We start from the raw sequence: 23,677 nt of genomic DNA, 5'->3' as shown, positions 1-23,677 counted from the left end.
CCGGACAAGGAGAGCATCATGGCCACCACCCCCTCCGCCGTCGAACGGGCGCTCGACGCCGCCATCGCCCTGCCCGCCCGCAGGATCCAGGAGAGCATCGCCCGCATGCGCCGCGAGCGCCCGGACGCCGACACCGCCGAGCTCGTCGAGATGGCGGCCTCGCGCTTCCGCACCGAGGCGGCCCTGACCTCGGGCGCCGTCGGGGCCTCCGCGGCCCTCCCGGCCGTGGGCACCGGCACGGCGGCGGCCCTGACGGTCGGGCAGACCGCCGTCTTCCTGGGCAGCGCCGTCACCTACGTCCTGACCGTCGCCGAGCTGCAGGGGCTGCGGGTCGTGTCCCCGACCAGGCGCAGGGCGCTGGTGCTCTCGGCTCTACTCGGCGAGGACGGGTCGGAGGCGGTGAGGGGGAGCCTGGGCCTGTCCGTCCTGTACTGGGCGGCGCAGAGTCTGGCCCAGATGCCCCTGACGACGGTGAAGTCGATCAACGCCCAGCTCACCAAGCGGATGGCCAAGCGCACGGCCGCCAAGGGCGGGGCGCTCGCCGTGGGGCGGCTCGTGCCCTTCGGGATCGGCGCCGCCATCGGCTGGACCGGCGGGCGGGCGCTGGCCAACCAGGTCATCGAGGGGGCCAAGGCGGCGCTCGGCCCCGCCCCGGAGTCCGGGGCCGAACCCGCCCTCATCGAGGCATGAGCGCCCCCGGCTCCCCGACCGGGACCGGAGGCCCGCCCGTCCCCGGTTCTGCGCCCGCCTACCCGCACCTGGCGGCCATGGGCCTGACGCCGCCCGCGGGGGTCGATGTCGCCTACGAGGAGCTGCTCGCCGAGGTGCTGCGGACCGGCGCGCCCAAGGGCGACCGCACCGGCACCGGCACCCGCTCGCTCTTCGCCCGCCGGCTGCGCTACGACCTGTCGGCGGGGTTCCCTCGCCTCACCACCAAGTTCGTGGCCATGAAGCCCGTCAAGGGCGAGTTGCTGTGGTTCCTGCGCGGAGGCACCAATGTGGACTGGCTCCACGAGCACGGCATCACCATCTGGGACGAGTGGGCCGGCCCCGACGGCGGGCTCGGGCCCGTCTACGGGGCCCAGTGGCGCAGCTGGCCGGGGCGCGACGGCGGCGCGATCGACCAGATCGCCGGACTCATCGACACCCTTCGCCGTGACCCGGACTCGCGGCGCATGGTGGTGTCGGCCTGGAACGTGGGCGCCCTGGATGAGATGGCCCTGGCGCCCTGCCACGTCCTGTTCCAGTGCTACGCGACCGGCGGGCGGCTGAGCCTGCAGGTCTACCAGCGCAGCGCCGACCTGTTCCTGGGTGCGCCGTTCAACATCGCCTCCTACGCGCTGCTGACCCATATGCTCGCCCAGCAGGCCGGCCTGGAGGCGGGCGAGCTGATCTGGGTCGGGGGCGACTGCCACATCTACGCCAACCACGTCGACCAGGTGCGCGAGCAGCTGTCCCGGGTGCCGGCCGCCCACCCCTTCCCGACGCTGCGCCTGAGGCGGGCGGAGTCGATCGACGACTACGGCATGGACGACATCGACGCCTCGGCCGGCTACGCGCACCACCCCGCCATTAAGGCGCCGGTGGCGGTGTGAGCGGGGCCGCGGGGCCGGATCCGGATGACGCCGGCGTCGGTGCGGCTGGCGATGCCGCGGGCCCGCGCGCCCCGGGGCCGGGCGCGCGGCTGGGCCTGATCTGGGCGCGCGACCGCACGGGATTGCTCGGCGCCGGCGGCGCCATGCTGTGGCGGGTGCCCGCGGACTTCCGCCACTTCAAGGCCACGACCCTGGGCGGGGCGCTCATTATGGGGCGCGTCACCTGGGAGTCGATCGGCTCGGCCCTGCCCGGCAGGCGCTCGATCGTACTCACCCGCAACCGCACGTGGGGCGCGCCGGGGGCGACCGCCGTCGGCGGACTGGAGCAGGCCCTGCGCCGCGGGCGCGAGGCGCTGGACGCCCTGGGCCCCGACCCGCGCGGGGAGGCCCACCGGGGCCTGCCGCGGCTGTGGGTCATCGGGGGCGCCGACGTCTACGGCCAGGTCCTGGACGAGGACCTGGCCGAGTGGGCCGTGGTGTCCACCCTGGCGCTGGACGCCTCCGACCGGGTCGTCGGGCGGGCGGCGGCGCGCGCGCCCGAGCTCGACGCGGGCCGGTGGCTGTGGGACCCGGCCGCCAGCGACGCCCCCGGCCGGTGGCGCCCCGTCTCCGGCGACGCCGCCTGGCGCGTCGATCACTGGGCCCGCCGGGGCCGCCCGTAGTCCCGGCCCCGTGGAGCGGGTCGCGCCGACCGACCTCGACGGGCGCGCATAGGTCGCGCTGCACGACATCTGCTGCGCCACTTCACCCTCTGCTGTACGAGAAAAAGGGGCGCAGCGGAGGGTGAGAGGGCGCGGTAGAGGGGAAGTGGCGCAGCAGACGGCCCGACGTCGCCCCGTTCCCGGTCGGGAGCCGCCGGGGAGGCTCCCATAGCGCCCGCCCGTCTCGGATCGATCCCCGACTCCATCCCATGCGTCCCGATTGTCCCATCACCCCCATCCTTCACTCGCTCGGAAGGCGTGGGAGGGGTGCGGGGAGGCGCGGGAGCGAGAAATGGCGCTCCGGGAGGAACGTTCGGCCCCCGCCCCGGTAGCGGGTCTGCGAGAACCGCGGAATCATGCGGAAACCGCCGGGCCCGTCCGGAGTGCCGAGGCGAACGATCCTCCCGGAGCGCCAAAACCGGCTCTGCAGGACGCGCGGGACCGACGTCACCGAGTAGCCCGCATCGCGCAGGACCTCAGGTCGGTCGGAGGCGCCCCGGAGCCCACACCGGAGTTCGGCGCACAACGAACGATCCCGCGAGGGGGGAAGGGGAGAGCGCCCGCTCAGGCGAGCATGCCCTGAGCGGTCAGCCAGTCCTTCGCGATCGTGGCGGAGTCGAGCTGCTCGCCGGTGGAGCGCTTGTTGAGCGCGCGCAGCTCGTCGGCCGTGAGCGCGGCCTGGACCGCGTTGATCGCCTGGACCGCCTTCGCATTGAGGCTCTCCGACACCAGCGGGACGACGTTCTGCGGCAGGACGAGGTTCTGGGGGTCCTGGAGGACGACCAGGCCGTTGTCGCCGATGGCGGGGCTGGAGGTGTAGATGTCGGCGACGTCGACGTCCCCCTTGGTCAGGGCCTCGACGGTCAGCGGGCCGCCGGAGTCCTCCACCGGGGTGACCTCGGCGTCGACGCCGTAGACCCGCTTGAGGCCCTCGGGCCCGTAGGGGCGGGTGGCGAACTCGGAGTTCGCGGCCACCTTCACGGTCCGCCCGAGCTTGGCCAGGTCGGCGATCGAGGCCAGCCCGTTCTTCTGGGCGCTGTCGCCGGTGACGGCGTAGGAGTCCTGGTCCGTGGCCGCGGCGGCGTCCAGCACCGTCAGCCCCGCGGGCAGGGCCGAGGCCAGGGCCTTGAGGATGGAGTCGGTGTCGGTCGCGCCGGTGTCCTTGGCGTAGTACTGGAGGAGGTTGCCGCCGTACTCGGGCAGAACGGAGATCGCCCCGGACTCCAGCTCGGGCAGGTAGATCTCGCGCTGGCCGATCTGGTACTGGCGGGTCACGGTCAGGCCCGCGTGCTCGATCGCCTGGGCGTAGAGCTCGGCGATGATCTCGTTGGAGTAGTACTGCTGGCTGCCGACGACGATCGCGCCGGCGGCGCCCGCGGCCGAGGCGCCGTCCCGAGCCAACGGGTCGCCCCCGCCGCCGCAGGCGGCCAGCGCCGAGGCCAGGGTCAGGGTCCCCGCCCCGCCCAGGAGGGAACGCCGGGACAGGGGGTGCGGGGACGGCGGGCGCCGGGCAGGGCGGGAACCGGTGGCGCCGCGGGAGTCGAGCGCGCCGCCGGCGCCGAGGTGGCCGGGGGCGTGGATGTTAAAGGTGTCGTGGGGGATCATCGGGTTTCCTTTCGGAGGCGCGCGCCGGCGGGGGTCACGGCCCGCTGGACGAGGATGAAGAGGATCTCGGAGACGAGGGCCAGGGCGATGACCAGCAGCGCGGAGGCGAGCATCATGGCGTAGTCCTGCGTCTTGAGTCCGAGGAACATGAGGCGCCCCAGCCCTCCGGCGCCCGTGTAGGCGGCCAGGGTCGCCGTGGCGATCACCTGGAGGCTCGCCGAGCGCAGCCCCCCGACCAACAGCGGCGCCCCCAGCGGGATCTCGACGCGGGTCAGGACCTGGAGCCCGCTCATGCCGCAGGCGCGGGCGCCGTCGACGGCGACGGGGTCGGCCGCCTCGACGCCGGTGTAGGCGCCGGCCAGGACGCTGGGCAGGGCCAGGACGACGAAGGCGAGCATGGGCGCGGCCAGGCCGATGCCGAGCCACAGCCCGAACAGCGTGAGCAGCCCCAGGGTGGGCAGGGACCGGGCCGCCCCCAGGAGCGCGGCCACCCGGTCGCGCCCCCGTCCGCTGTGCGCCACCCACCACCCCAGCGGCAGCCCGACGACGCAGGCCAGGGCCACCGCGGCCAGGGAGTAGATCGCGTGCTGGGCCGCCAGGCGGCCGATGCCCAGAGGGCCGGTCCAGTGCGCCGCGTCCCGGATGTAGGCCAGGGCGGCCAGGATGTGGGTCATGGCGCCCCCTCCCCCGCCGGGGCGCTCGCGGCCGCCCGGCGCGTCCAGGGCATGGCCAGGCGCCCGCCGACCAGCACCAGGGCGTCCAGGGCCAGCGCCAGGGCCACCGTGAGCACGACCCCGGTGAGGACCTCGACGCCCAGGTTGCGCTGGAGCCCGTCGGTGAACAGGAAGCCGAGGCTGCGCACCCCCAGGACCGCCCCCACCGTGGTCAGGGACACCGTGGAGACCGTCACCACCCGCAGGCCCGCCAGGATGGCCGGCCCCGCCAGCGGCAGCTCGACGGCCAGGAAGCGGCGGACCCGCCCCATGCCCATGGCGGTGGCCGCGTCCACGGCGTCGGCGTCGACGCTGTCGAGGGCGTCGACGCAGGCGGGCACGAGCAGCGCCAGGCCGTAGAGGGTCAGAGCGACGACGACGTTGACGGGGTCGTAGACCCTGGTGCCCAGGACGATGGGCAGCACCACGAACAGGCACAGGGAGGGGACGGCGTACAGCAGGGAGGCGCCGGTCACCAGCGGGCCGCGCGCCCAGCGCACCCGCTGGGCCAGGCGCGCCATGGGGATCGCCAGCACCAGGGCGGCGGCGATCGCCGGGGCCGCCTGGGCCAGGTGCACCACGAGGTAGTCGCCGATGAGCGGCAGATTGGCGGCGACCCAGCTCATGGGCGCCCTCCCAGCTCCGCGGCGCTCCCGGCGCCCCGGCGCCCCGCGGGCGCCGCCGCGCGCCCCGAAGGCTCCCCCGGCCCCCCGGCCAGGCGCCCCAGGGCCCGCCCGGCGCCGTCGAGAACGACGCGCCGGCCCGCCGCCTCCGCCAGGTGAAGGGCGCGGTCGGCGTCGTCGAGCCCGAGGAAGCGCACGACGAAGTCGTCGACGGGATCGGCCAGCAGCTGCGCCCCGCTGCCCCTCTGGGCGATGCGGGCGCCGTCGCGCAGGAGGATGATCTCGTCGCCCAGCGCCAGGGCCTCGTCGACGTCATGGGTGACGAACAGGATCGTCTTGGCAAGCTCGGCCTGGATGCGGATGAGCTCACGCTGGAGCTCGCGGCGCACGAGGGGGTCGACGGCGCCGAAGGGCTCGTCCATGAGCAGCAGGCCCGGGTCGGCGGCCAGGGCCCGGGCGACGCCGACCCGCTGGGCCTGGCCGCCGGAGAGCTGGTGGGGGTAGCGGCGGGCGAGGTCGGGGGCCAGTCCCAGCAGGTCCATCAGCTCGCGGGCCCGCTCGGCGGCCCGGCGCCCGTCGGTGCCGATCAGGCGCGGGACCAGGGTGATGTTGTCGATTACCCGCCGGTGCGGCAGCAGCCCGGCGTTCTGCATGACGTAGCCGATGGAGCGGCGCAGCCCGACCGGGTCGCGCGCCAGGACGTCCTCGCCGTCGAGCAGGATGCGCCCGCCGGTGGGCTCGACCATGCGGTTGACCATGCGCAGCAGGGTCGTCTTGCCGCAGCCCGACGAGCCCAGCAGGACGGTGGTCGATCCCGAGGGCACGGTCGCGCTGAAGGAGTCGACGGCGGGCCGGTCCGGGCGCGGCGCCCCCGGCGGGGGCGCATAGCGCTTGGTGACGGCGTCGAACTCGATGACGGGGGCGCGGTGGGCGGCGACTGCCGTGGCGGCGGTCGTCTCGTTGATCACAATGGCGTCCTTCCAGCACCGCCGGTTGCGCGGCGCGCGTTCACCGTATCAGCGGACCTCCATCATGTCTATTCGATGTATGCTGTGTCGGTGCTCGACCGCAAGATCCTCGGCTTCCTCGACGACGGCCCGCTCCACGGCTACGAACTGCGGCGGCGGATCACCGAACTCGACGGCCCCGGCGCCCGCCTGTCCGAGGGCGCCCTCTACCCCGCCCTGGCCCGCCTGGAGAGGGCCGGCCTGATCACCCGCACCGCGCGGACCGGCGCGGGCGGGCGCGCCCGCCGGATCCTGACCATCACCGACGCCGGCCGCGAGCGCCTCCACGAGCTCCTGCGCTCGCCCGCCCGGGAGGAGATGGAGGCCATGCCCGCCTTCCTCGGCGTCCTGGCCTTCCTGTCCCACCTGCCCGACGCCGCCGAGCGCCGCGCCGTCCTGCGCCGCCGCCTGAAGATCCTCCAGGACGGCCCGCCCTCCTTCTTCTACGACGGGGACGGCCGTCCCCGTCGGACCGCCGCCGAGCCCGATCCCTACCGGCGCGGCATGACCCTCATCGCCGCCGCGGCCAGGCGCGAGGAGATCGCCTGGCTGCGCCGGATCCTGTCCGACGGCGCCGATGCCGCCGAGGCCAATGCCGATACCGCTGTCAGCGCCGGCGCCGCCGAGGCCGGCGCCGGCCCCCGCAGCACCGACACCGACGACCAGGAGCGGACATGACCACCCCCACGACCCGAACCGCCCCCGCCACCATGCGCGCCGCCGTGCTCAGCGCACCGGGCCTGGACAACCTGCGGGTGAAGGACCTGCCCGTCCCCGACCCGCCCGAGGGCTGGGTCAGGATCAGGGTCATGGCCTTCGGCCTCAACCGCAGCGAGTACCACAGCGTGACCGGCCAGGCCGAGGGCATGACCTACCCGCGGGTGCTGGGCATCGAGGCCGCCGGCGTGATCGACCTCGACCCGGCGGGCGAGCTCGCCCCCGGAACCCAGGCGGCCACCATGATGGGCGGGATGGGGCGGACCTTCGACGGCGGCTACGCCCAGTACGTCGTCGTGCCCCGCGCCCAGGTCCTCACTTTCTCCTGCGACCTGCCGTGGCCGGTCATCGGCTCGGTGCCCGAGACCCTCCAGACCGCCTACGGGTCGCTGACCACCGGCCTGGACGCGTACGACGGCGGCAAGAGCCTGCTCGTGCGCGGCGGCACCTCGGCCCTCGGGCTGGCGGCGGCCGCGCTCGCGGCGGAGCGCGGCTGCCGCGTCCTGGCGACCTCCCGGCGCGAGGCGGGACTGGAGCTGCTGACCTCGCGCGGCGTGGAGCCGGTGCTCGACGACGGCCGGATCGCCGAGCGGGTGCGCGGGCTCGTGCCGGGCGGGGTCGACGGCGTCCTGGAGCTCGTGGGGGCGCCCACCCTGCGGGACTCGCTGCGGGCGACGGCTCCGGGCGGCGTCGTCTGCTTCACCGGCATGCTGTCGGACTCGTGGACGATCCCGGACTTCTACCCCATGGACTGGATCCCCAACGGGGTGCGCCTGACCGCCTACTCCGGCCAGTCCTCCGACCTGCCCGCCTCCGAGCTCCAGCGGGTGCTGGACCGGATCGCGGCCGGCGCCCTGGAGCTGCTGCCGGTGCACGCCTACTCGCTGGAGGACATCGTGGACGCGCAGCGGGACATGGCCTCCGGCGCCCGCCGGGGCAAGCTGGTGGGCCTGCCCTGGGACTGAAGTGAGGCCGGCGGGCCGGGCTCAGACGGCGGGGTCCGGCGCGCCGGCCGCGAGCGCGTCGAGCATGGCCCGGGCGACCATGCCCGCGGCCATCTCGTAGCCGGCGGCGGAGGGGTGGAAGCCGTCGGCGGCCCAGAAGCCCTCGTCGAGGTCGCAGTGGGCGACGTCGACGAAGGGGATGCCGCGGCGCGCGCAGATGGCGGCGGAGGCCTCGGTCTGGATGTCGGTCCACTCGCGCAGGACGGAGCGCAGGGTCGCCATGAGCGCGGGGCTGCGGTAGAGCTGGCCGGAGCTGCAGGCCACGACGTGGCGGCCGCGCCGCACCGCGCCGTCCAGGACCGCGTCCAGGTCCTCGGTCCACTCCTCCAGGCTGCGGCGGGCCATGAGGTCGTTGGAGCCGGCGCACACGAAGAGCAGGTCGGCGCCGTCGACCTCGGGCAGGAAGCGGTAGCGCACGCGGCGCATGGTGGCCCCGAGCCTGGCGTGGGTGGCCCATTCGACGTCGCGCCCGGTGCGGGCCGCGACCCTGCGGGCCACGCGGGGCACGAGGGCCTGGTCCTGGGCGTCGACCCCCGAGCCGGCCACGAGCGAGTCGCCGACGGCGGCCAGGCTCAGTGGCTCCCCGGCCTCGCGCGCGCGGCCGGTTCCGGCGGGCGAGGCCGTCCCGGCGGGCGAGACGACGCCGCGGCGCTCGCCGGGCGGTTCGGGGGCCAGGTGCACGGTGCGCCGGGCGATGAGGGCCTGGGCGAGGGCGACGGGGCGGCGCAGGCGCCGTCGGATGCCGGCGGGAGGACGATCAGGGGTGTTCACGGGCGGCGATTTTAGACCGACTGGTCGGCGGCGGCACCCGGGTGCGCGTCACGCCTCGCGGGAGGTCGAAGCGGGCGCGGACGGCCTTACCGATGCGACGCGCACCGGTGACGAGCATGATGATCGTCTCCATCCTTCGTCTGCACGAGAAGTGATCATCCTTCTCACGTCCGCCCCGGAGGCACTCATGAGCACCTTCTCCCCCACCGAGCGTCAACGGCGCATCCTGCGCGTCCTGTCCCCCACCACCGCCATCAGCGTCACCGCGCTGGGGCGGCTGACGGACGTGTCCGCGGTGACCATCCGCCGCGACCTGACCGAGCTGGCCCGCGAGGGGCTGGTGACGAGGGTGCACGGCGGCGCGCTGCGCGCGCCCCTGCGCGGCGAGCCCCAGCCGATCGCCCTGCGCCGCACGGAGGACCTGGAGGTCAAGCGGGTCCTCGCCCGCGCCACGGCGGCCATGATCTGCGACGGCGAGAGCGTCATCATCGACAACAGCACCACCTGCGACCTGGTGGCCCAGGAGCTCGTCGGCAGGAGGATCAGGGTCCTGTGCCTGTCGGCGGGGGCCGCCGCCGACCTCGCCCGCACCCCCGGTCCCGTCGTCAGCGTTCCCGGCGGCATCGTCCAGACCGACACCCTGGCCATGCTCAGCGCCACCGCGGTCGACGCCGTGCGCCGCTTCCGGGCCGACGTCGGCGTGCTGGGCGCCTGCGCCGCGTCCCTCGCGAGCGGGCTGACGTGCGTCGAGGACGACGACGCGACCATGAAGGCCGCCATCATCTCCTCCTCGGCGAGGCGCCTCATGCCCGCCGCGCCCCGCAAGCTCACCCGGTCCTCGACCTACCGCTTCGGCGACCTGGGGGACCTCGACGCGCTCCTGACCACCACCGACGTCGACCCCGATACGGTGGCCGATCTGCGGGCGGCGGGCGTGGCCGTCGAGTTCCACGAGGTGTGAGCGCCTCCCCGCGGGAGGGCCGGCCGAGACCAATCCCGCGCCGCCCGCCCCGACCGGGCGGCCCCCTCGCCCGCGGGAGGGCCGAGGGAGCCGCGCCGTCGGGCGCCGGCGGCCCGGGCCGGGCCGAGGGCGGCCCTTCAGCCCTGGGCCACGAGCTCGTGGGTCGAGATGCGCCGGATCCGCAGGGACAGGGCCGTCACGACGAGCCCGGCCACGAGCACGACGGCCCCGGGGATTCCGGCCCACAGGGCGGGCGGGACCCGCGCGTCGGCCCCGAGCGGCCCCACCACCCGCAGGATCGCGCCGATGAACGGCCCGAGGGTCAGCGCCCCCACGGCCGCGCCCGCCGTCGTCCCCGCGATCACCGGGGGCAGCACGGTCCACAGGAGCTGGGCGCCCAGCTGCCGGCGGGTGAAGCCCAGGGCCTTGCGCACCCCCAGGGAGCGGCGCTCCTCGCGCAGGAGGGTCCCCACGACGAGGACGACCACCATGAGGATCGTCACGGCGCTGAAGGAGCCGACCAGCGCCGCCATGACGGGCACGGCCGACAGGTAGCCGTCGAGGGACAGCAGGACCGCCTCGCGCTGGTCGTGGATGACGAACGCGTCCTCGCCCAGGGCCGCGCGGATCCGCTCGGACACCCGCGCGCTCTCGCCGGGGGTCTTCGGGGAGACGAGGTTGACCGCCAGCGCCGCGGGGCTCTGCGCGTCGATGCGCCGCGCTCCCGCCAGGGTGACGTAGGCGAACCGGCCGAGTTGGCGCCAGCCCGTGGCCAGGCCCGTGACCAGGAAGCTCACCCGCCGGTCCCCCACGTTCACACTCCACGTGTCCCCGACCTCCAGGCCCAGGGAGCGGGCCAGGCCGGCGCCCAGGACGATCTCGTCCTCGCCGGCCGGGTACCTGCCCTCGCGCACGGGATCGAAGCGGAAGTCGGCGTCGGAGTCGACGCCCAGGAAGAGGGTCTCCCGGCCGTCGACCTCGGGCGTGATGGCCACGAAGGGGTAGGCGTTCGCCACGCCGTCGACGGCCTCAACGCGGCTGCGCGCCCCGGCCGCGTCCGCGCCGGCGCTCATGTGCACGTCCAGGTCCTCGATCTCGCCGGAGATCAGCCGCAGGGTGCGGTCCTCGTCCCCCAGGAGCGCGGACGTCAGGCCCAGGACCGACACGGCGACCGCGCTGGCCACGGCGACGGTGAGGGCCACCGTGATCGAGCGGCGCAGGCTCTGCAGCGCCTGACCGGCGCCGAGCACCGCCGACAGCGGGCCGGGCGTCGTCGTCAGGGGCAGCGGCGAGCGCCGGAAGGAGTGGGCGCGGTGCCCGCCGCGCAGCATGTCGACGGTCGTGGTGCGCTTGAGCCGGCGCACGGTCAGGGCGCTGACGGCCAGGACCACCGCCGTCACGACCCCGCTGGTCAGGATCAGCCCCGTCCACGAGAAGTCCGCCGTCCACGTGGTGCCCGACTGGGAGTTGACCAGGGAGGTGAACAGGGGCATGGCCGCGTAGGAGCCCAGGGCGCCCGCCGCGGCGGCCGGCAGGGCCAGGCCGCCGAAGCACCACGTCAGTGAGCGCGCCGCCGCCCCGGAGGTGAAGCCGCAGGCCCGCAGCGCCCCCAGGGCCGGCAGGTCGCGGGCGAGTATGGAGCGCAGCGTCGAGCGGATGACCAGGACGGCGACCAGGGTGATGAGCAGCGCCGTCGCGGTCAGGATCGCCCCGAGGATCCCCGAGGGGATCGAGGTCGCCGTGGAGAGGACCTCCAGGTCCACGGTCAGGTTGAAGGGGGCCATCGGGTTGGTCCGGTCGATCTGGTCCTCCACCAGGTCCTCCAGCAGCGCGGCGGCCTCGGCGGGGCTCGCGGCGTCGACCTCGACCAGGGTCGCGCGCGCGGCGCCGGGGAAGGACCCGGGGCCGTGCGCGCCCGGCTCGGCGGCGGCGGCCCAGGCCCGCTCGAAGTCCGCCGTCGGCAGGCCGATCCCCAGGATCTGCAGGCCGGGGACGCCGAAGTAGGAGTCCTCGAAGAAGCCCTGGATGTGGAAGGTCTCCGGCCCGGCCGGGGTGGTGATCTCAATGGTGTCGCCGGCCCTGTAGCCGCCGACGGCGCGCAGCAGGTCGGGCATCCACACGGGGCGCTCCACCGCCGTCGGGGCGGTGGCGGTGATCGTGCGGCGCCCCAGGTCGCCGGGGTCGTCCGCGTCCCACACGGCGGCCATGACGCTGAGCGTGCGCCCGTTGAAGGGCACCGAGATCTTGTCGACGAGGGTGCGGGAGGCCTCGGCCCCGGTCACGGAGGGGTCGGCCCGGACGATCCGCTCCAGCTCCGCGGGCGCGCGGGTCGTGGGGAAGACGGAGATCGCATCGGCCGTATGCCACCGCCGGGCCAGGATCTCGGTCTGGCGCGGGAACTGCTCGAGCAGCACGACGGCGGTGTTGCCCAGGAACCCGACCATGACGGACAGGACGACGACGGCCGCCGCCAGCGCCCGGTGCCGGCGCAGGTCGCGGCGGATCAGCAGGGGCGTGGGGCCCATCCTCAGCATCTTCACCACCCCATCTCGGCGAGGAAGGCGGTCAGGGCGGCGGTGCGCGCCGCGTCGTCCGGGCCACGCCGCTCCCCCAGGTCCAGCTCGCCGCGGATCTTCCCGTCGCGCAGGTAGAGGATCCGCGAGCCCCGCAGCGCCGAGCGCAGGTCGTGGGTGACCATGACGATGGTCTGCCCCTCGGCGTGGACCCGCCCGAGCAGGTCCAGGATCATCCCCGAGTAGTGGGAGTTGAGCTGGCCGGTGGGCTCGTCGGCGAAGACGGCGGCCGGGCGGCCCACCAGGGCCCGGGCGATGCCCACGCGCTGGGCCTCCCCGCCCGACAGCATCGCGGGGTACTTGCCCCGATCCGCCTCGGGCAGGCCGACCAGGTCCAGGAGGCGGTCGCACCGCTCGCGCGCCCGGGCGCGCCCGCGCTCGACCAGCAGGCCGATCGCCATGAGGTTGTCGATGACGCTGAGCTGGTCCAGCAGGTGCACCTGCTGGAAGACGAATCCGCAGTGGTCGCGCCGGAACCTGGCCAGGGCGTCCTCGTCCAGGCCGGAGATGTCGACGCCGTCGACCTCCACCCGCCCCAGGCTGGGCCGGTCCAGGCCGGACAGGGCGTAGAGCAGCGTCGACTTGCCCGCCCCGGAGGGCCCCATGATGACGGTGAAGGAGCCGCGCTCGACCTCCAGATCCAGGTTGCGCAGCACGTGCTGCTGGCTGCCCCCGTGGGAGAAGGTCCTCGAGAGCCTCTCGGTGCGGATGACGACGTCGGCGGGCATGGGGTCTCCTTTCGGCCGCTTCCACGCTACGGGCGCGGCGATGACGAACGGACGACCGAATTACGACGATTCCCCGACGACTCCCCGACGATCCGGCGCTCCGGTGGCGGCCCGCCGGTGCGCGGAGGCCCTTGCGGCGGGGGCGCCGGCCCGCCGGCGCTGTCCGCCGCCGACGATCCGGAAGGGCCCGGCCGCGACCTCAGGCCAGGGGCAGCATGAGGCCGACGACGAGGCCGCCGTCGTCCCCCAGCGACAGGTCCAGGCCCCCGCCCATGCGCTCCATGAGGTCGGCCGCCGTGTGCAGGCCCAGCCCCTGGCCGGGCGTGCCCTCGGCGTTGGGGCCCCGATGGCCGCGGCGGGTCAGCAGGGCCAGCTCGGCCTCCGGCGCGCCCGGGCCGTGGTCGGCCAGGCGCAGCTCGAGGAAGGGCTCGTCGGGCAGGACGCGGGCGGTCGCGTCGATGCGGGTGCCGGCGTACTTGTAGGAGTTGGTCACGACATTGCCGACCACCTGCGCCAGGCGCCCCGGGTCGATGCGCACCAGGGCCTGCGGCAGCGGGGCCAGGTCCACGAGGCGCAGGTGGTCGCACTCGGTGAGGATCGGGGCCAGGCGCTCGGCGGGCAGCTCCACGGGCGCGAGCGCGAGGGCCGGGTCGTCAGCCCCGTGGGTGCGCACCAGGTCGGTGACCAGGGAGTCGATGCGGTGCGCCTGACGGACCACCAGGGCCAGGCGCTCGTCCTGACCGGCGTCGGCGGTGGTGGCGCGGATGAGCTCGGCCGTCGCCGTGATCGTGGCCAGCGGGGTGCGGATGTCGTGGCCGATGTCGGCGACCAGGCGCTCCTTGGACGCCCGCGCCTCCTGCTCGCGGGCGCGGGCGGCGCGCAGCTCGGTGCGCATGAGGTCGAAGGACTCCGACCAGGCGCCGAACACGTTGCCCCGGTCCATGGGCAGGGCCCGGTCGAGATCGCCCCGGGCGACGCGGTGCGCGAAGGCCTCCAGGCGCCGGAAGGGCGCGACGACGCGCCGGTGGAGGAGGGCCGCGGCAACCAGGGCCGGGGCGAGCACGGCGACGAGCGCGGCGGAGGCGACGACGGCCAGGCGAGTGCGCCCGGCCCGCAGGGCGGCGTTCGCACGGTCGTCGACGACGACCACGCCCACGAGGGCGCCGTCGACCACGACGGGGGCGGCCAGGGAACGCTCGGCGGCGCTGCGCGCAAGCAGTTCGACGGCGGCATTCGTGCCGGCGTCCGACGTGCTCCCGTCCGTCGCGCCGCCGCCCGCCGTGCTCCCGTCCCCGTCCATCGCGCCGCCGGGCGCATCCCCGTCCGCCACGTCTTGCGCCTGCACCGCCGACGGCGCGACCCCGCCGGGGGCGGCGCGCAGGCGCACGGCCCCGTCCCGGCCGATGACGGTGACCGCGGCGCCGACGTCGGCGAAGTCCTCCGCGCTCAGGGACTCCCAGTGGTCCCGGGCCGTGTGGACGGCCAGGTTGAGCGCGGCGGCGTCGGGGCGGGGCAGTGGGGCCAGCGCCGTCGTCCACACGGCCGCCAGGGCGAGCAGGCCGACTGAGACGAGGACGATGACGAGGCGGCGCACGCCGTGGCGGCTCACGGAGCGCCCCCGGGCCCGTCCGCGTCCGCCCGGCCCTCGCCGTCCGAACGGTCCGCCGTCCCGGGCCCGCTCGACGCGGACCCGTCCGGCCCGGGCCCGTCCGCTCCCGCCACCGCCCCGGCCTCGTCCGCCTCGGCGAAGAAGTAGCCGCGGCCCCACACGGTGCGCAGGTGGACCGGCGCGTCCGGATCGGCCTCGATGCGCCTGCGCAGGCGGCGCATGTGGACCGTCAGGGTCCCCTCCGAGGTGTAGGGCTCGCCCCAGACGGCGTCGATGATGTCCCGCTTGGAGCACACGCGCCCGCGGTTGCGCACCAGGTGGGCGAGGATCCGGTGCTCGATGGCGGTCAGGTGCACCTCCCGGCCGTCCACCCACGTGCGCCCGGCGTCCAGGTCGATGCGCAGGCGCCCGTCGTCGACGTCGGGCACCCGCGCGGACGACCCGGCGCGGCCCGGCGCCCGCTGACCTCCCGGTGCGCCGCCCTGGCCTCCCGGTTCTCCCGGTGCGCCGCCCGGCCCACCCGGGGCGGAGGGCGCCGCCCCCTGCGCGCGCGCCAGGGCCCGGCGGACCTTGGCCAGGAGCACCTGCAGGGAGTAGGGCTTGGTCAGGTAGTCGTCGGCCCCCAGGTCCAGGCCGAGCACCTGGTCGGCCTCGCTCGTGCGCGCCGAGACGAAGATGACGCCCGCCCCCGGCGCCGCCTCGCGCAGACGGGCGCACAGGGCGAAGCCGCTCATGCCGGGCAGGGCGACGTCGAGCAGGACCACGGCGGGCGCCAGCGCGGGCAGGTCGGCGAGGGCGGCCTCGGCGGTGGCGCGGTGCTCCGCGCGGAGTCCGAAGGCCTCCAGGTACTCGCGCGTCGAGCGCGCCAGCTCGGCCTCGTCCTCGACGAGCAGCACGTCGACGCCCCCGCCGGTCGCCCCGGCCTGCGCGCGTCCCCCGCCCCTGGTGCACATCCTCGACATGCCCCCAGTCTCGCACCCGCCGGCGCCCGCCACGGACCCGCAGTGCCGGCCGTGGCCGAGTTCGCGCACGGCTCGCACCCGCCAGCGTCCGGCACGGACCGCCCGTGCACGAGATCGTCACTTAACCCGCGAGCACGTCTGCTAGAGGTACGTGCTCGCGGGTTAAGTGACGTGCTCGGCGGTTAAGTGACGTGCTCGGCGGTTAAGTGACGTGCTCGGCGGTTAAGTGACGTGCTCGCGAACCCGGTGCGCTGGCGGCGGGCCGCGGTGCGCCTCCGCACCCCCGACACCGGCAATGCGGCGATCGTTTCCCACTCAAACGATCAGCGGCGTTGATCGAATGACCCCATACCGTTGGCATCGACGAGGACCACCCGGGTTGATCGTTGAGAACGCGCAACTCGCGACATCCGACCGGACGATCGGAGCGCCGCGGCCGAAGCGCACGAGGAGACCGACCATGCCGCACATCGACCACGCCGCCCTCTGGGTCACCGATCTCGACGGCGCCCGCGACTTCTACTCCCACTGGTTCAACGGGCACTCCAACGGCCTGTACGAGAACCCCCGGACCGGGCTGCGCACCTACATCCTCCACTTCACCGACGGCCCGCGGGAGGAGCGGCGCACCCGCCTGGAGCTCATGAGCCGGCCCGACGTCGCCGCGCCCGCCGCTCCCGCCGAGGCCGCCGACGTCGCCGCGCCCGCCGAGCGCACCGGCCCGGGCTGGGCGCACGTGTCCTTCTCCCTGCCCGGCCGCGACGACGTCGACCGGCTCGCGGCGGACATGGCCGAGGCGGGCGTGAGGCTCGTCGACGGGCCCCGCCAGACCGGCGACGGCTACTACGAGGCCGCCATCCTCGACCCGGAGGGCAACCGCGTCGAGCTCCTCGCCGACGACTACTCCGACGACGTCGCCCTGCGCCCGTCCCACTGAGACCGGAGCGCCGGCAGCGGGATGCCCGCCCGCTGGGCGGGGTGAGCGCTGCGGCCGGGGCGCTGGGACCGCGAAGCGCCGGTGGGCGCGGAGTCGCCCCCGCGCCCACCGCGCTCACTCGTCGGCGGCCGAGGGATGGGTCATGTCCGCGGGCACCACCCAGGCGTCGAACTCCTCGGGCGTGACGAAACCGAGCTCCAGGGCCGACTCGCGCAGGGACAGGCCCTTGTGGTGGGCGTTCTTGGCGATCTTGGAGGCCTTGTCGTAGCCGATGTGGCGGTTGAGGGCCGTGACCTGCATGAGGTTGGTCTCCAGGTTGTGCTCGATGCGCTCGCGGTTGGGCTCGATGCCGTAGGCGCAGTGCTCGTCGAAGGACACGCACGTGTCGCCCAGCAGCTGGATGGACTCCAGGACGCACCAGGCCATGACCGGCTTGAAGACGTTGAGCTGGAAGTTGCCCTGGGAGCCGGCGAAGCCGACGGTGGCGTCGTTGCCGAAGACCTTGGTGGCCACCATGGTCATGGCCTCGCACTGGGTGGGGTTGACCTTGCCGGGCATGATGGAGCTGCCGGGCTCGTTCTCCGGGATCAGTAGCTCGCCGATGCCGTTGCGCGGGCCGGAGGCGTACCAGCGCACGTCGTTGGCGATCTTCATGAGCGCGTCGGCCAGGACCCGCAGCGCGCCGGAGACCAGGACCAGGGCGTCGTGGGCGCCCAGGGCGGCGAAGAGGTTGCCGGCCTGCGTGAAGGGGATGCCGGTCTCGGCGCTGATCTTCTCGGCGGTCAGCGCGCCGAACCTGGGGTGGGCGTTGAGCCCGGTGCCCACGGCGGTGCCGCCGATGGCCAGTTCGCGGGCCCGGGAGTCGGCGTAGCGGATGGCGTCCAGGGCGAAGTCGATCTGGGCGACCCAGCCGGAGATCACCTGCCCCAGGCGGATGGGGGTGGCGTCCTGGAGGTGGGTGCGGCCCACCATGACGACGTCGTCGTACTCCTTGGCCTTGGCGTCCAGGGTGCCCCGCAGCCGCTCCACCCGCGGGTACATGGCGGCCAGCTCGCTGACGACGGCGATGTGCATGGCCGTGGGGAAGGTGTCGTTGGAGGACTGGCCGCGGTTGACGTGGTCGTTGGGGTGGACCGGGGTCTTGGAGCCGAGGACGCCTCCGGCCAGCTCGATGGCGCGGTTGGAGATGACCTCGTTGGCGTTCATATTGGACTGGGTGCCCGAGCCGGTCTGGAAGACGACCAGCGGGAAGTGGGAGTCGAGACGGCCGGAGATGACCTCGTCGCCGGCGGCGGCGATGAGCTCGGCGATGTCGCGCGGCAGCTCGCCGAGCTCGGCGTTGGCCAGGGCGGCGGACTTCTTGAGCACGCCCAGGGCCCTGATCAGGGGGCGGGTCAGGACGAAGGTTTCGCGGCCGATGTTGAAGTTGTGCAGGCTCCGCTCGGTCTGGGCGCCCCAGTAGCGGTCGGAGGCGACCTCGATGGTGCCCATGGAGTCGGACTCGGTGCGCGTCGTCGCGCTGGACTTGTCAGATGCCATGGGCCAAGGCTATACGGCGGGCGCCGCCCCGAGGGCGCCGTTCAGCCCGTCAGGCCCGCGGCCCGGGCGTAGGCGGCCGGGTCCACGGGGCGCGCGCGGCGCGCCAGCCCCTCGACGACGAGCAGGTAGGAGACGACGACCAGCTCGCGCACGAGGTCGGCGTCGAGGCTCTCCCCCGGCGTCAATGTGATCCAGTGCCGCTTGTTCATGTGGTAGCCGGGGGCGATGTCGGCGTACTGGTGGCGCAGCGCCGCGCCGTCCTGCGGGTCGGCCTTGAGCGTGAGCATCTGCGGGCCGGTCGTCTCGGTCAGCAGCGCGAAGATCCTGCCGCGGACCCTGTAGACGTCCCAGTCGGGGCCGAAGGGCCGGTCGAACTGGGAACCGGGCAGGGCCCGGGCGATCTCGTGGGCTCTGGCCCGCAGCTCGTCGGCGTTCACCGCCCCATCATGCCCCGACGGCGCCGGGGCCGGGCGCGGCGCTCGTGCCCGACGGCGCCGGGACCGGGCGCAGTTCCATCGTCGCCCGGGACCGGGCTCCGCCGCCGGGGCGCTCCGAGCGGCCCCGCTCCCAGGAAGCGTTCAGAATGTCTTGGCAGCCTTCCCCCCGTCATCATCGACGCAACGGAAGGAGCCGCTCATGGCCGACAAGGACGCCATCTACGACCGGGTCGCAGGCAAGGCCAAGGAGACCGCCGGGAAGGTCACCGGGGACAAGGAGACCGAGACCGAGGGCAGGCTCCAGAACATCGAGGGCAAGGTCGCCGAGAAGGTCGGCGAGGTCAAGGACGAGGTCGCCGAGAAGGCCGACGACGTCAAGGACGCCGTCAAGGGCGTGGCCGCCCGCTTCAAGAAGGACGAGTGAGGCCCCGACGCCCCTTGCGCTGAGGCGCCCGGCACCCCGCGGGGTGCCGGGCGCCTCGCAACGTCCGCACCGGGGTGGCGGTCAGGCGCCGTCGGGTCCTTCGCGCACCTTCAGCGCAGTCTCCAGCACGGCCCCGACCCCGGCGGCGAGCACGGGGTGCGCGGCCGCGGCCAGGCGCACGACCTCGTCGGGGTCGGTGGGCTCGGCGGACAGGGACAGGTCGGACACGACGCTCATCCCGGCCACGCGCACGCCGAGCTGATGCAGGGCGACGGCCTCCAGGACGGTGGACATGCCCACGCAGTCGGCGCCCAGGGAGGCCAGCATGCGGGTCTCCGCCATGGTCTGGTACTCCGGGCCGCGGACCATGGCGTAGGTGCCGGCGCGCCGGGTGAGCGCGCTCAGCACCCCCGCGAGCTCCGGGTCCCACACGCCGCGCACGTCGACGAACACGGTGCCGGCGAAGGGCGAGGCGCCGGAGAGGTTGAGGTGGTCGGTGATGGCCATGACCTCCCCGATCCGCCAGTCGCGCAGGCAGCCGTTGGCATTGATCAGGACGGCGGCGCGCACCCCGGCGGCCGCGGCGGCCCGGACCAGGGCGACGACGGGCGTCGTCCCGCGCCCCTCGTACAGGTGGGTGCGGCCGTGGGCGACGAGCACCCGCGCCGAGCCGCCGGCGCCCGCCGCGCGCTCGAAGGAGTCGAGGCGGTCGGCGTGCCCGGGCGCCGCGGGCGCGGGCACGCCGGGCAGGTCGGACAGCGGCAGCGCGGCCGCCGACTCGCCCCAGGCGGCCAGGGCCCCCTCGGCCCCCGATCCGAGGACGACGAGCAGGTCGTGGCGGGCCGCGCCGGTGCGGCGGGCGATCTGGTGGGCGGCCTCCAGGGCTGGGCCGGGCCCGTCCCGGCCGCCGGATGCGGTCAGCGCCTCCAGCAGGGCGGGGCCGACGGCGCCGGTCCGCGCGGGGGCGGCGGGCGGGTTCGCGGGCCGGTCCGCGCCGGGCGCTCCGACGGCGCTCATGCGCGCGCCCCGTCACCGTCGGCCGCACCGCCGTCGGCCTCCTGGGCCCGCACGCGGCCGCGCCCGAGCGTCAGGTGTCCGACCAGGCCGATGAGCAGAGCGGCGAGAACGCCCAGGTTCGCGCCCGCCCAGGCGCCGTCGCGCCCGCCCAGGGGGCCGAGCAGGTAGCCCTGCCAGCCCAGCCAGGAGGCGGCGGTGTTGACCACGAGCCCCCAGCCGACCGCCGTGCCGGCCGCCACGAGGGCGATCGCCTCCCAGTTGACCGAGCCGTAGACGCCGTCGGGGGTGAACAGGGCGGCCTCGTCGTAGTCGCGGCGGCGCAGGAGGACCTCGGCGATCATGACGCCGGCCCAGGCGGCGATGACCACGCCGAGGGTGGTCAGGAACCCCTGGAAGGGGCCGAGGAAGTCCTTGGCGCCCAGGACGACGGCGATGGTGCCGACCGTCATGATCGTGGCGTCGACGGCGGTGGCGACGTACCGCCTGACGGGCAGGCCCGCGGCCAGCAGGGACAGGCCCGAGGAGTACAGGTCCAGAATGATGCCGCCCGCGAGCCCCAGGATCGCCACGAGCGCGAAGGGGATGAGGAACCAGGTGGGCAGGATGGTGGCGAGCGCGCCGATGGGGTCGGAGTCGATGGCGGTGCCGAGAGCGGCGTCGGACCCCACGAGCATGGTGCCGGCGATGACGAGGACGACGCAGGGCAGGGAGGAGCCGAAGGCCGTCCAGCCGATGACGCCGGGGGTCGAGGCGGTGCGCGGCAGGTAGCGGGAGTAGTCGGCGGCGGCGTTGACCCAGCCCAGGCCGAAGCCGGTGGCGACCATGACGAGGGCGCCGATGAAGGCGGCCGCGCCCCCGGCGGGGAGGGCGGCCAGCGCCCGGAGGTCGATCCTGGGGGAGACGAGCAGCAGGTAGACGACGGTGAGGACGCCGGTGGCCAGGGTGATCCAGGTCTGGACCCTCATAATGGTGTCGAAGCCGAGGATGCCGGCGAAGGCGGCCAGGCCCACGGTGAGCAGGAAGCCGACGATCTGGGCGCCCGCCCGGTTGTGCCATCCCAGGGTCTGCAGGACGGTGGCCGAGGCGAGGGTGGCGGTCACGCACAGGACGGTCTCCCAGCCGACGGTGAGCATCCAGGAGATGGCCGCGGACAGGCGGTTGCCGTTGTAGCCGAAGGCGGCGCGCGACAGGGCCAGGGTGGGGGCGCTGCCGCGCTTGCCCAGGACGGCGACCACGCCGCACGCCAGGAAGGAGACGACGACGCCGATGGTGCCGGCGATCGCCGCTTGGACGAAGGACAGGCCGAATCCGAGCACCCACGCGCCCCAGGACAGGCCGAGGACGGAGATGTTGGCGGCGAACCAGGGCATGAACAGGTCGCGGGGCCGGCCCTTGCGCTCGGACTCGGCGATGACGTCCAGACCCGCGTTCTCAATGCGGGAGGCGGGGTCGGGGGCCGGGATGGATCCAGGCGCGGGGGCCGGACGGGGATCGGGAGCGGCGGGATCGGGAGCGGCGGGGTCGGGGGACACGGGCGTTCCCTCCTTTCTCGGGTGAGGCGGCGGCCGGTGCGCGGCGCGTCCGTCAGGTGTCATGACACCTGACGCTGCGTCGGCACTGTAGCACCGCACGGGCCGGTCCTGTCCAGCGGCGCCCGCCGGGCCCGCTCAGCAGGGCCCCCGGGCCCCGCGCCGGTGCCCCGCCCCTTCCGCCCCGGCCCCGAACCGGGCCGGCGACGGCGCCTCAGTGGCCGGTCCCGTCGCGCCCGGAGTGGAGGGCCTTGTACAGGGTCAGTGCGAGCACCGTGCGGTCGGCGGCCCGGAGCTTGCGCAGCAGGGCGGAGACGTGGTTCTTGACCGTCCCCTCGGCCAGCACCATGCGCGCGGCGATCGCCTGGTTGCTCAGGCCCTCGGCCACCAGGGCGGCCACCTCGCGCTCGGTGGGGGTGAGCAGCGCCAGCGCGGGCGGGCCGTCCCCCTCGTCCCCCTCGTCCCGCTCGTCCCGCGAGGGGGCCAGGGCGAGGCGGGCCACGCGCGGGTCGATGACCAGGCCGCCCGCCGCCACGGCGCGCACCGCCTCGGCCAGGGCCTCGATGGAGGTGTCCTTGAGCAGGAACCCGGCCGCCCCGGCGGCCACCGCCCCCCGGACGACGTCGGGCTCGTCGAAGGTGGTCAGCACCAGGACCGGCAGGCCCGGGTGCTCCCGGGCGCACCGGCGCACGAGCTCGATCCCGTCCATGACCGGCATCTTCGCGTCCGCCAGGACGACGTCGACCTCCTCGGCGCGCAGCACCGCCAGGGCCTCGGCGCCGTGGGCGGCCTGGGCCACCACGTCGACGCCCTCGACGGTGCCGAAGAGCATGACCAGGCCCCGGCGCAGGAGCTGCTGGTCGTCGACCACGAGGACCCGGAGCGCGCCGCTCACGACGCCCCCCGACCGGAGGCGGCGACGACCTCCTGCGGCGGGAGCGTCAGCGCCAGCCGGAAGGAGTCGTCGTCCCGGCCCGCCGTGACCGAGCCGCCCAGCTCGGCGGCGCGCTCGGACAACCCGCCCAGCCCGAAGCCGGCGGAGGCGCCGCCCTCACCGCCCACCGGCGCCCGCGGCACCCGCGGGCGCAGCTCGACGGGAATGTCATTGGTCACCGTGACGAGGGCGCCCCGGTCGACGGCGCTCACGCGGATGTCCACCGAGCGCGCCCGGCAGTGCCTGAGGGCGTTGGTCAGACCCTCCTGGACCGTGCGGTACATGAGGAGCTCGGCCGCCTCGGTGAGCGATCGCGGGCTCAGCTCGTCGGTCACGCGCACCCTCACCCCCGTGCCCCGGAACGACGCCGCCACGTCCTCCAGGCCCGCGACGCCGCGGTCGTCCTCGGCGCGCACGGGGCTCAGGGCCCGCACCCACATGCGCATCTCGCGCACCGCCTCCCGGCTCGTGCGCTCGGCCACCGCCACCTCCTCCCAGGCGGCGGCGGGATCCGAGTGACGCACGCGGCCCGCGAACTCCAGACTCATCCCGATCCGGGTCAGCCGGTGCCCGAGCCCGTCGTGCAGCTCGTGCGCGGCCCGCGCGCGCTCTTGGGCGAGCATGAGCTCCTTCTCCAGCACCGCCCTGCGCCGGAGCTTCTCCAGGGCCGCGTCGCGCTCGGCGATCGCGCGGCGCTGGGCGGCCAGGGCGACGTCGTACCTGGACAGGGCCAGGCCGAGGGCGGTTCCCAGCGACATGAGAACCGCCGCGGGGATGTCGAAGAGCAGGATCTCCGCCGGTCCTCGTCCCAAGACCAGGAGCAGGGCGGCTGATGCGGCGGGCATCACCGCATCGCCGACCAGACTCGCCCGCACCCCGACGTCGATGACGAGCAGCGCGGCCGCCACGATGAGGGCCGGCACGACGAAGCCGAGAGTCCCCAGCAGCGCAGGACCGGTCAGGAGCACGAGCACGGCCACCGAGCAGGCGGCGCGGGCGCGCCCGGCCGCCGCTCTGCGCCGCGCCATCCACATGACCCCCACGACTCCCACCGTCGTCAGGACGTAGCACGCCCACGCTCCCCCGCGCGGTTCTCTGAACAGGAACTGCAGCCCGACGAACGCCAGGCACACGAGTGAGAGGACCTGCAGGACGGGCAGGAGCGCGGCGCCCGTGGGCGAGTCGTCCTCCGTCCGCCCGCCGGTGCTCCGCTGCTGGGTGCTCACCCGGTCACCGTAGCCCGGAGCACCGCGCGATGTCCCATGACCGCGGTCATGAATCCGCACCGGGA

General features: G+C 74.9%; 23 protein-coding genes. 8 read left to right on the top strand and 15 right to left on the bottom strand.

The genetic code is table 11. From position 1 onward, the window contains the following. Positions 1-18: 18 nt before the first annotated feature. From G446_RS0103080 to G446_RS0103070, 3 genes are read left to right on the top strand one after another with little or no spacing between them, the layout of a single operon-like run. Positions 19-690 carry a hypothetical protein gene (locus tag G446_RS0103080; RefSeq protein ID WP_026409037.1) on the top strand — a complete coding sequence of 224 codons (672 nt, stop codon included), beginning with the start codon at positions 19-21 and terminating at the stop codon, positions 688-690. After that, positions 687-1,595: a thymidylate synthase gene (locus G446_RS0103075; RefSeq protein ID WP_084778926.1), complete on the top strand. Its 909-nt coding sequence runs from the start codon at positions 687-689 to the stop codon at positions 1,593-1,595. Before G446_RS0103080 ends, G446_RS0103075 begins: the two co-directional genes overlap by 4 nt. Then, positions 1,592-2,257, top strand: a complete 666-nt coding sequence (locus G446_RS0103070) for a dihydrofolate reductase (protein ID WP_338072437.1) — start codon at positions 1,592-1,594, stop codon at positions 2,255-2,257. The genes G446_RS0103075 and G446_RS0103070 overlap by 4 nt, the downstream gene beginning before the upstream one ends. Before the next feature lie 603 nt (positions 2,258-2,860). Here the strand turns inward: G446_RS0103070 and G446_RS0103065 are convergent. From G446_RS0103065 to G446_RS15620, 4 genes are read right to left on the bottom strand one after another with little or no spacing between them, the layout of a single operon-like run. Beyond that, positions 2,861-3,901 carry an ABC transporter substrate-binding protein gene (locus G446_RS0103065; protein WP_084778925.1) on the bottom strand — a complete coding sequence of 347 codons (1,041 nt, stop codon included), beginning with the start codon at positions 3,899-3,901 and terminating at the stop codon, positions 2,861-2,863. Then, positions 3,898-4,575, bottom strand: a complete 678-nt coding sequence (locus G446_RS0103060; RefSeq protein WP_026409033.1) for an ABC transporter permease — start codon at positions 4,573-4,575, stop codon at positions 3,898-3,900. The genes G446_RS0103065 and G446_RS0103060 overlap by 4 nt, the downstream gene beginning before the upstream one ends. Continuing rightward, positions 4,572-5,240, bottom strand: coding sequence for an ABC transporter permease (locus G446_RS0103055; protein WP_026409032.1), 669 nt, complete (start codon positions 5,238-5,240; stop codon positions 4,572-4,574). Before G446_RS0103055 ends, G446_RS0103060 begins: the two co-directional genes overlap by 4 nt. Further along, the gene (locus tag G446_RS15620; RefSeq protein ID WP_245574562.1) at positions 5,237-6,205 is read right to left on the bottom strand and encodes an ABC transporter ATP-binding protein; all 969 of its coding nucleotides are present in this window, start codon (positions 6,203-6,205) and stop codon (positions 5,237-5,239) included. The genes G446_RS0103055 and G446_RS15620 overlap by 4 nt, the downstream gene beginning before the upstream one ends. A 90-nt stretch (positions 6,206-6,295) precedes the next feature. Between G446_RS15620 and G446_RS15615 the strand changes: the two genes are divergently transcribed. Further along, positions 6,296-6,922 carry a PadR family transcriptional regulator gene (locus G446_RS15615; protein ID WP_084778924.1) on the top strand — a complete coding sequence of 209 codons (627 nt, stop codon included), beginning with the start codon at positions 6,296-6,298 and terminating at the stop codon, positions 6,920-6,922. Beyond that, the gene (locus G446_RS0103040) at positions 6,919-7,926 is read left to right on the top strand and encodes a zinc-binding dehydrogenase (protein ID WP_084778923.1); all 1,008 of its coding nucleotides are present in this window, start codon (positions 6,919-6,921) and stop codon (positions 7,924-7,926) included. Before G446_RS15615 ends, G446_RS0103040 begins: the two co-directional genes overlap by 4 nt. 21 nt (positions 7,927-7,947) lie before the next feature. On the opposite strand, the gene G446_RS15610 is transcribed toward G446_RS0103040, so the two are convergent. Further along, positions 7,948-8,736 (bottom strand): GDSL-type esterase/lipase family protein, encoded by a 789-nt coding sequence (locus G446_RS15610; protein ID WP_051285600.1) that lies wholly within the window; start codon positions 8,734-8,736, stop codon positions 7,948-7,950. Positions 8,737-8,923: 187 nt separating this feature from the next. Here G446_RS15610 and G446_RS0103030 point away from each other — a divergent pair, with 187 nt between their 5' ends. Beyond that, on the top strand, positions 8,924-9,697 hold the full coding sequence (locus tag G446_RS0103030) for a DeoR/GlpR family DNA-binding transcription regulator (protein ID WP_026409030.1): 774 nt from the start codon (positions 8,924-8,926) through the stop codon (positions 9,695-9,697). Positions 9,698-9,834: 137 nt separating this feature from the next. On the opposite strand, the gene G446_RS0103025 is transcribed toward G446_RS0103030, so the two are convergent. The 4 genes from G446_RS0103025 to G446_RS21285 all read right to left on the bottom strand — a co-directional run bounded on the left by G446_RS0103025 (position 9,835) and on the right by G446_RS21285 (position 15,569). Beyond that, on the bottom strand, positions 9,835-12,222 hold the full coding sequence (locus tag G446_RS0103025) for an ABC transporter permease (RefSeq protein WP_156916492.1): 2,388 nt from the start codon (positions 12,220-12,222) through the stop codon (positions 9,835-9,837). An 11-nt stretch (positions 12,223-12,233) separates the two neighbouring features. Further along, positions 12,234-12,998, bottom strand: a complete 765-nt coding sequence (locus G446_RS21295) for an ABC transporter ATP-binding protein (RefSeq protein ID WP_026409028.1) — start codon at positions 12,996-12,998, stop codon at positions 12,234-12,236. Between the two features lie 199 nt (positions 12,999-13,197). Further along, a complete protein-coding gene (locus tag G446_RS21290) occupies positions 13,198-14,607 on the bottom strand; it encodes a sensor histidine kinase (protein WP_026409027.1) in 1,410 nt (469 codons plus the stop codon). Continuing rightward, complete coding sequence (locus tag G446_RS21285; RefSeq protein WP_281170203.1) at positions 14,604-15,569, bottom strand: response regulator transcription factor; 966 nt, start codon at positions 15,567-15,569, stop codon at positions 14,604-14,606. The genes G446_RS21290 and G446_RS21285 overlap by 4 nt, the downstream gene beginning before the upstream one ends. Positions 15,570-16,029: 460 nt before the next feature. On the opposite strand from G446_RS21285, the gene G446_RS0103005 reads away from it, so the two are divergent. Beyond that, entirely contained in the window at positions 16,030-16,506 is a 477-nt protein-coding gene (locus G446_RS0103005; protein ID WP_026409026.1) for a VOC family protein, read from the top strand. 114 nt (positions 16,507-16,620) lie between these two features. Here the strand turns inward: G446_RS0103005 and fumC are convergent, their stop codons facing one another. Together fumC and G446_RS0102995 are read right to left on the bottom strand one after the other, a co-directional pair. Continuing rightward, a complete protein-coding gene (fumC, locus tag G446_RS0103000; protein WP_026409025.1) occupies positions 16,621-18,045 on the bottom strand; it encodes a class II fumarate hydratase in 1,425 nt (474 codons plus the stop codon). 41 nt (positions 18,046-18,086) lie between these two features. Next, positions 18,087-18,482 (bottom strand): MmcQ/YjbR family DNA-binding protein, encoded by a 396-nt coding sequence (locus G446_RS0102995; protein ID WP_026409024.1) that lies wholly within the window; start codon positions 18,480-18,482, stop codon positions 18,087-18,089. A 199-nt stretch (positions 18,483-18,681) separates the two neighbouring features. Here G446_RS0102995 and G446_RS0102990 point away from each other — a divergent pair, with 199 nt between their 5' ends. Then, the gene (locus G446_RS0102990) at positions 18,682-18,906 is read left to right on the top strand and encodes a CsbD family protein (protein ID WP_026409023.1); all 225 of its coding nucleotides are present in this window, start codon (positions 18,682-18,684) and stop codon (positions 18,904-18,906) included. An 81-nt stretch (positions 18,907-18,987) separates the two neighbouring features. Here G446_RS0102990 and G446_RS15600 read toward each other — a convergent pair whose 3' ends face one another. The 4 genes from G446_RS15600 to G446_RS0102970 form a co-directional block, all read right to left on the bottom strand. Next, positions 18,988-19,923 (bottom strand): purine-nucleoside phosphorylase, encoded by a 936-nt coding sequence (locus G446_RS15600; RefSeq protein ID WP_084778922.1) that lies wholly within the window; start codon positions 19,921-19,923, stop codon positions 18,988-18,990. After that, complete coding sequence (locus tag G446_RS15595; RefSeq protein ID WP_051285605.1) at positions 19,920-21,386, bottom strand: purine-cytosine permease family protein; 1,467 nt, start codon at positions 21,384-21,386, stop codon at positions 19,920-19,922. The genes G446_RS15600 and G446_RS15595 overlap by 4 nt, the downstream gene beginning before the upstream one ends. A 280-nt stretch (positions 21,387-21,666) precedes the next feature. After that, positions 21,667-22,347, bottom strand: a complete 681-nt coding sequence (locus G446_RS0102975) for a response regulator (RefSeq protein ID WP_026409022.1) — start codon at positions 22,345-22,347, stop codon at positions 21,667-21,669. After that, entirely contained in the window at positions 22,344-23,612 is a 1,269-nt protein-coding gene (locus G446_RS0102970) for a sensor histidine kinase (protein WP_026409021.1), read from the bottom strand. The genes G446_RS0102975 and G446_RS0102970 overlap by 4 nt, the downstream gene beginning before the upstream one ends. Between the last annotated feature and the right edge of the window lie 65 nt (positions 23,613-23,677).

This window comes from Actinomyces dentalis DSM 19115, assembly GCF_000429225.1.
GTDB classification, from domain to species: domain Bacteria; phylum Actinomycetota; class Actinomycetes; order Actinomycetales; family Actinomycetaceae; genus Actinomyces; species Actinomyces dentalis.
Note: the sequence above shows the minus strand (reverse complement) of the source record. Positions and strands in the feature narration are given on the sequence as shown.

Coding starts and splice junctions, on each gene's coding strand:
- G446_RS0103080 (WP_026409037.1), top strand. CDS start 19: ATGGCCACCACCCCCTCCGCCGTCGAACGGGCGCTCGACGCCGCCATC.
- G446_RS0103075 (WP_084778926.1), top strand. CDS start 687: ATGAGCGCCCCCGGCTCCCCGACCGGGACCGGAGGCCCGCCCGTCCCC.
- G446_RS0103065 (WP_084778925.1), bottom strand. CDS start 3,901: ATGATCCCCCACGACACCTTTAACATCCACGCCCCCGGCCACCTCGGC.
- G446_RS0103060 (WP_026409033.1), bottom strand. CDS start 4,575: ATGACCCACATCCTGGCCGCCCTGGCCTACATCCGGGACGCGGCGCAC.
- G446_RS0103055 (WP_026409032.1), bottom strand. CDS start 5,240: ATGAGCTGGGTCGCCGCCAATCTGCCGCTCATCGGCGACTACCTCGTG.
- G446_RS0103040 (WP_084778923.1), top strand. CDS start 6,919: ATGACCACCCCCACGACCCGAACCGCCCCCGCCACCATGCGCGCCGCC.
- G446_RS0103030 (WP_026409030.1), top strand. CDS start 8,924: ATGAGCACCTTCTCCCCCACCGAGCGTCAACGGCGCATCCTGCGCGTC.
- G446_RS0103025 (WP_156916492.1), bottom strand. CDS start 12,222: ATGGGCCCCACGCCCCTGCTGATCCGCCGCGACCTGCGCCGGCACCGG.
- G446_RS21295 (WP_026409028.1), bottom strand. CDS start 12,998: ATGCCCGCCGACGTCGTCATCCGCACCGAGAGGCTCTCGAGGACCTTC.
- G446_RS21285 (WP_281170203.1), bottom strand. CDS start 15,569: ATGTCGAGGATGTGCACCAGGGGCGGGGGACGCGCGCAGGCCGGGGCG.
- G446_RS0103005 (WP_026409026.1), top strand. CDS start 16,030: ATGCCGCACATCGACCACGCCGCCCTCTGGGTCACCGATCTCGACGGC.
- fumC (WP_026409025.1), bottom strand. CDS start 18,045: ATGGCATCTGACAAGTCCAGCGCGACGACGCGCACCGAGTCCGACTCC.
- G446_RS0102990 (WP_026409023.1), top strand. CDS start 18,682: ATGGCCGACAAGGACGCCATCTACGACCGGGTCGCAGGCAAGGCCAAG.
- G446_RS15600 (WP_084778922.1), bottom strand. CDS start 19,923: ATGAGCGCCGTCGGAGCGCCCGGCGCGGACCGGCCCGCGAACCCGCCC.